The following is a 6,202-nucleotide window of genomic DNA, read 5'->3' on the forward strand; positions in this document are numbered from 1 at the left end:
CCAGATGAATGATTATTAAAAGTTGCAGCAACATTCATTACTGATTCAATCTGCAGAATCGAACTGCACACTCCCCTCATCTGCTTGAACCCACAATGTATTTTCTGCCGAACGCCCTGTTAAGGTGTGAGCAACGCAATACCGATGTCTCCGCATACCACTACCTTAAACACTGAAGCCAACGCATAGTAAAAATGCCACGCGTTGCGAATCACTCTTGAACAGTTTGTTATATTTATGATTTCCAAGAACTTATTTTTATCTTTCTTCCGTCCAACCCAAACGTAGAGATCAGTTCTTCTTTTTCCGCTAAAGTATTTGTGTAGATGTACTCGATATCCTCTTCAGAAAAACGTAGAGGGTGAGGTAATAGCAGCTCATTATATTTTTGTTCATTTGCTTTGTATGTCGAATAGTTCTCAGAAATTGGTCTGTTTCCGATCTGCTTTTTACTTGGGACAAATCTCCATTCATTTTCACTTTTGAAGCAAAAGTTTTCGTCCCTATTCGAACTGTTGTAGCCTGTTTCGTGTTTTGTAAAACACTTCATTTGCATTATTGGCAAGCGTAACTCGTCTGGCAATGTGTCCAGATTTTGCCGAGCTCGCAGCAAGCTAACAAGCCCTTTTGCCGCTGGGGAGTTTTTCTCTACATACAATACTGGTCCAATTCCACGCTTTCTAGCCCAATCTTTTTTTAATGCAATTCCATAACGACCGTATGTAATCGTTTTATGTTCTAAATCGTTGTCATTAAATTCGCTAAATGAAATCATTGGATGTGCCGCATTTGACACTATTTTACCTTTTTCATCACCTATGTACTCGCAGCAATATTTCAGCCTAAATGACTTTGAATCAAGAATAGAGTTTAGGAACTCAAACTTTTTCGTAAAATGAATGATCATCAAATACCCAAATTAAAAAATAAATATAACCAGTAATTATCCGGAAGGCTGAGTAAATAGCCTACCAAGAGAAGTCCTTCCTGCGAATTGCTCTCTCCGAACTGTTCCTATCATATTGTATTAGCTAAATAAACTGTGCTGTTTAGTGCAAGTGTTTTTGTCGTTTTACTTCGGGTAACGTTACATAACGTAGTGTTACTGGTAAGTATATTAAGGGGTTTTGAGGTTAGCACTTGCACTGTTAACCAATTGAGGAAACCCGCAAGTTCACCTTGTTCCTGTTTCTCTTGAGCATATACCCTAGACAAGTTGTTACATTCCCTGCAAGCCGAATGGAAGATGTTTTCTGGAATGAAGATGGCAATACCGGCGAGAACCAACAGAGGGTAAGCGATGTCACGTTCTGCTACCGCAACGTATACCAATTATAGCTCAGTTGGGTAAATGCAGCAGACGTTAAACGTCGCTGAAATTGGCGGAACAGGTACAACCGTCCCTTGTACAACTAAATTTCTTCAGGTAGCTAGATCTGCATGTGATATGCCTATCATTCTTATTTAGTGCCGTAACCTGACGATGAATTATTTTTTGAGACAGAGAATGTCACCGTTATCAGGTACAAAAAATAGTTACTAGAAAAAAAAATCAAAAAGCCTGAGTCAACAAAATCCTGGGATCGCTATTTTTTAGAGATGAAATGCCGTTCAACAGAGAGTATTTCAAGGATAACGAAATTTCTTACGACAATTTCCTCTCTTCGCTTCAGCGTTCAGAATGTTTGGTTACATAGACTTTCAAGACTACCATCCTAGCTTCCATATAGAAGTATCAACGGCATCGCCACTCTTGCCCTTTCGCCATAGACGGCAAATACATTGCCGATAAAAGTAGATTTTTCGTTTTTGCACATTTTGCCGAATTGAAACACACTCACTCTGTATCGGTTATCCCGCAATTTCAGTGTTTTTTTCCTTTATTTTAGAACGCGGGAGTCGACCCCTTACCCCCTTCCAGTATTTCAACGTTTGAGAGAAAGGTGGCAAACATGTGGAAAACGCCCTGTAAATGGGTAAGAGTATTTGATACTGGCACTCTAGCTTGACATTTATCGTGTTTTAGCTCCATTATAAATATTGTGTATAGATTAAAAGAGTCAAGCAAAGACCTGAAACCTGTTTTTTCAGAGTGTCATCAATTAATGGTAAGAATCAATCAAACCCGGGATGCTTATGACAAAATGCGTTGTTACCGTTGTAATTCTTGCCATATTTTGTGCAACTCCCTTATGTGCTGGAGTTAAACCCTATGGAATTATCAAAAATATGACCCAGCAGATAAACCAAGCGCACGATGCAACTACCAAGGCGCAATTGCTGGTTTTTCGTGCCAGAAAATACGTCGAAAAAAGAAGCTATAGTGCGGCCATCACAGACTATATTCAAGCCATTCGCCTCACCGATGCCGGATGGATATGGAATGAGCTGGGTCAATTATGCTATAGAATAAAGAAATACGAAGACGCCTATAAAATTTCCAAAGCATTGCAGGAGAAGTACCCAGAATTTTCAAAAATCGGTGCTCAATTGGCCGAGAAGTCCTTAGCTAAGATCAATCAAAAACTACTTAAGGAGAATCCCCCCGAAATTGTTTACACTACTCCAGGTGTTGGTAGTGATGCCTATGAGGTAAGAAGGAGACACCGATACGAACATCGTTTTGGATCTCAAGGCAGTAGCAATAGCAGTACAAGCGAGGAGAATAATGCTAAAGATATTGATAGAGCTGGAAAAAGACTTCGATGTGATGATCTTACCAGTGTAGAAGCCGAAGAATACTTCAGGCAAGGGGGGCATGATTACCTTGATAGAGATAACGACGGAATCCCATGTGAAAATTCTGGATGGTGAGACATAACCAATAAGTTTCTCTAGTTAATTGGTCCTTCTCCACTCTCAGGGGGGGTGAACATGAATATCAGGCGGTTTTGTGCTAAAAAATGCCTTAAACTAACGTCACTCTGGTCTGTCCCCGATAGATTCTCTACCAACAAAGCTCTTAAACGTTATTACCAAGTGAAAAAATCGGATTTGCAAGAGTTATACAACCTGTCAGGAAATGCCCAACCAGTGCCTAAAGTGGCAGAAATAGAAAAATCAAACAACTAGCTAGTGTCTGTCCGCGAAAAGCTATTTATTTGATTTAGCAAGAGAAAATCGCCTTTTAAGGGGTGCTCTTTTTACGATTTCTGGTAAAGTTTTTTTAGTAAGTCGCTAAAATTACTTGATTAACTATTTCCGGAAATCGAAAAAGATGCGAAAAACTCACAATCAACAGCTACCTTTAGCAGAGGCTGCCCCTGACCACCCCAAGGCGAAAGAGTTGGAAAAGATCAGTGATATACTTGATGAAAACACTATCATATACGACCTGGTTCTACAAGATATTGGCTCATTAACGCAAAAGAGCGATGCTAAAAGTGGAGCCTGCGGTATGACTGCAGAGCAGGTGATACGCGCCGCATCCGTAAAACAAATAGAGGGCTGCAGTTATAGAGAATTGGAATTTCGCCTGGTTGATTCCAGGGCGTATGGCCTTTTCTGTAGAATCCCATTTGGGAAACATTTTAAAAAATCAACGCTGCAAAAAAAAATCAAAGCTATATCCGAAGTTACATGGGAGGAAATCAACAGGGTGTTGATCGGCTATGCCCAGGATGCAGGTATTGAGAAAGGCCGCAAGGTGCGCGTAGACTGCACCGTTGTTGAAACCAATATTCATGCACCCTATGACTCTGAATTGCTTTTCGATTCTGTTCGTGTTCTGGCCAGACTTCTTGATGACGCGAAAACAAGGCTGCCAGGGATCATGTTTTCCTTCCATAACCATCGACGGGCGGCAAAACGACGGAATCTGGAAATTACAAATGCCAAGAATAATGCGGCAAGGCAGAAACCATATAGAAAACTTATAGAACTCACAGAGAAGACAATAGGCTACGCCGAAAAGGGGGTGCACAGTTTACAGAATTATGTGGGAAGTTCCATAATTGAACAAGCTTTGGCAAGCGGTATTTGCAAACAGTTGCAAGAATATCTGCCTATTGTTCGTCAGGTCGCGTGCCAAACCAAACGCAGAATTTTTGCTGGTGAATCTGTTCCGGCCCTGGAAAAGATTGTTTCAATCTTTGAGCCGCATACGGATATTATCCGCAAGGATCGGCGAGACACCTATTACGGTCACAAAATTTGTCTTACCGGCGGCGCTTCTAATCTCATTCTTGACTGCGTAGTACTTGATGGCAATCCTGCGGACACTACGTTGACCGGATCAATGCTTGACAGGCAGAATGATATTTACGGTCGCTATCCTTTGCAGGCGTCTTTTGACGGCGGTTTTACATCTCAAACGAACCTTAAGGAAGCAAAGGATAATGGAGTTAAAGACGTCTGTTTTTCCAAGGGGCGTGGGCTCAAGGAAGAAGACATGTGCCGAAGCAGATATGTTTATAAAGGATTACGAAATTTTAGAGCAGGGATAGAATCCGGTATCTCCTGGTTGAAGCGAAGCCTTGGCCTGGCTCGTTGCACCTGGAAAGGATATGAGGGATTTAAGAGTTATGTGTGGGCGTCGATAGTCTCAGCCAACCTGCTTACCATAGCGCGTCAACAACTAGCTTAACAGCCAGTTGTTTGGCGGTATGTCTCTAAACAAACTGGATAGGTGCGCCTTGATTTCGGTTTTTGAAGGAATTTGCATATGACAAGATAAAAAGGACAGCAAGAGTTTGCTTGTCCCATGAATCGATTGTGTTCGCTGGTACGACTGACAGCGACCGCCTTTGAAAAAAATGCCATTTATGGACAGACACTAGCTAATATAAAACATAACAATGCGAAAAGGCCAGTCAGAACATACTCAATGGTTTGAACAAGAAGAAGAACCTCCCCAAGACAAATTCATCAAAAAGACTTGGATACTGTTGCTAATTGTATGGGTTCTGTGCTTAGTACCCATCCCATTTACTGGCTCCATAGCTATAGTAATAAATTTAGCTGCACTCATAATGGCTATAGTTGTACTTGTGCGTGGAGACACCAGACATGGTGTTTGGCAGTTACTATCTGTGTTTATCTTGACACCAATATTCTACATAGTTGGAGCATTAATTTTTGCATCATTCATTACCCATTCTATCAACATCAATAATTTATCTAAAAATCGAATAACAAAAGAAATAAATAATAATATAAACAAAGAATTATCCACCTTATACAACATAGGTAAGAAAGAGAAAAAAACAATAAATGTCCCAAGCCATCCGACTAAAACATATAGCCATAAGTCTAGAATATTTCCTAATAAAAGTGATACTTCTCAAAATGAGAAAATTAAAACTTTCTATATAACCTATACAAAGGAAGGCGGAGAGGTTCGCTGCAATCATGTTAAATTGAAAAATCACACCATTACACTGAAAACAAAATCGGGTGTAACTATCGAAATAGATAAGTCACAAGTGGAAAGAATAGAAAGGTATCAAACAGCCAATAGAAAAACGAAAAAATCTGTCTGGTCACCGGCGAAAGGCTAGATTTGCAAGAGTTGAACCCTTCCCCCATAATCTATATCAGGGCTTGCGACTGGAGTGGCAAACATGTGCCGAAGGATATGGAATTGCCTCGATTTATTCAGATAAAAGCAAAGCAGCCAGTTCAGCCAATTAAGGTTGCTCAGTAGATGTAAAGGATTACTTTTACCCATCAGCTTTGCATTCTTCCTTTCCAACGAGCCGCAACCAGAGCGTTGGCTTGCAGTCATCCACGAAAATATTTTCATATTCGCAAATTATTCCAAATTTACCTCCCTACCGGCAACAGGCACGCTGAACACTGTTTCTTGAAAACCAGCTCAAGAACAACGAGAATCAAGCGAGAACGCTTTCTTTACATCATCTGTATACACTTCATCGTTCCAAGCCAAAAATAGCAGCAGAGCCCGATTTTATCTTCCCTTGACTTTTCGCTTGTGTCTGATTTTACTATATAATTTAAGTTTAACATCATTCACATAACAACCTTACAGATATCATATGTCTAATAACGTTAAAGTCGCTGGTTATGCACGCGTTTCAACCTCCCAACAAGCTGAAACAGGTACATCTATTAAGGTGAGTATTCCAGAGCAATCCGGCCACTGATTCCAGGGGATTCCGGCCGGTGATTCCATTTCATTCCGGCCACCCATTCCAATTGATTCCGGCCAGGGATTCCATTCGATTCCGGCCATCGTTTTCGG

The 6,202-nt window shown here is 40.7% G+C and carries 5 protein-coding genes; 3 read left to right on the forward strand and 2 right to left on the reverse strand.

Translation table 11 applies throughout. From position 1 onward, the window contains the following. Positions 1-235 precede the first annotated feature (235 nt). Positions 236-907, reverse strand: coding sequence for an abortive infection system antitoxin AbiGi family protein (locus tag JWH17_RS20090; protein ID WP_205224481.1), 672 nt, complete (start codon positions 905-907; stop codon positions 236-238). 1,322 nt (positions 908-2,229) lie between these two features. Here JWH17_RS20090 and JWH17_RS20095 point away from each other — a divergent pair. From JWH17_RS20095 to JWH17_RS20105, 3 genes are all read left to right on the forward strand, one after another. After that, the gene (locus JWH17_RS20095; RefSeq protein WP_205224482.1) at positions 2,230-2,814 is read left to right on the forward strand and encodes an excalibur calcium-binding domain-containing protein; all 585 of its coding nucleotides are present in this window, start codon (positions 2,230-2,232) and stop codon (positions 2,812-2,814) included. A gap of 403 nt (positions 2,815-3,217) precedes the next feature. Beyond that, positions 3,218-4,585 carry an ISNCY family transposase gene (locus tag JWH17_RS20100; RefSeq protein WP_205224483.1) on the forward strand — a complete coding sequence of 456 codons (1,368 nt, stop codon included), beginning with the start codon at positions 3,218-3,220 and terminating at the stop codon, positions 4,583-4,585. Between the two features lie 211 nt (positions 4,586-4,796). Beyond that, positions 4,797-5,498: an AdipoR/hemolysin III family protein gene (locus JWH17_RS20105; RefSeq protein ID WP_205224484.1), complete on the forward strand. Its 702-nt coding sequence runs from the start codon at positions 4,797-4,799 to the stop codon at positions 5,496-5,498. 524 nt (positions 5,499-6,022) lie between these two features. Here the strand turns inward: JWH17_RS20105 and JWH17_RS20110 are convergent. Then, on the reverse strand, positions 6,023-6,202 hold a 180-nt coding region (locus JWH17_RS20110), incomplete at its 5' end, for a hypothetical protein (RefSeq protein WP_205224485.1).

The sequence above is a fragment of the Desulfogranum marinum genome, from assembly GCF_016918565.1.
In the GTDB taxonomy this organism is placed as follows: Bacteria; Desulfobacterota; Desulfobulbia; order Desulfobulbales; family Desulfobulbaceae; genus Desulfogranum; species Desulfogranum marinum.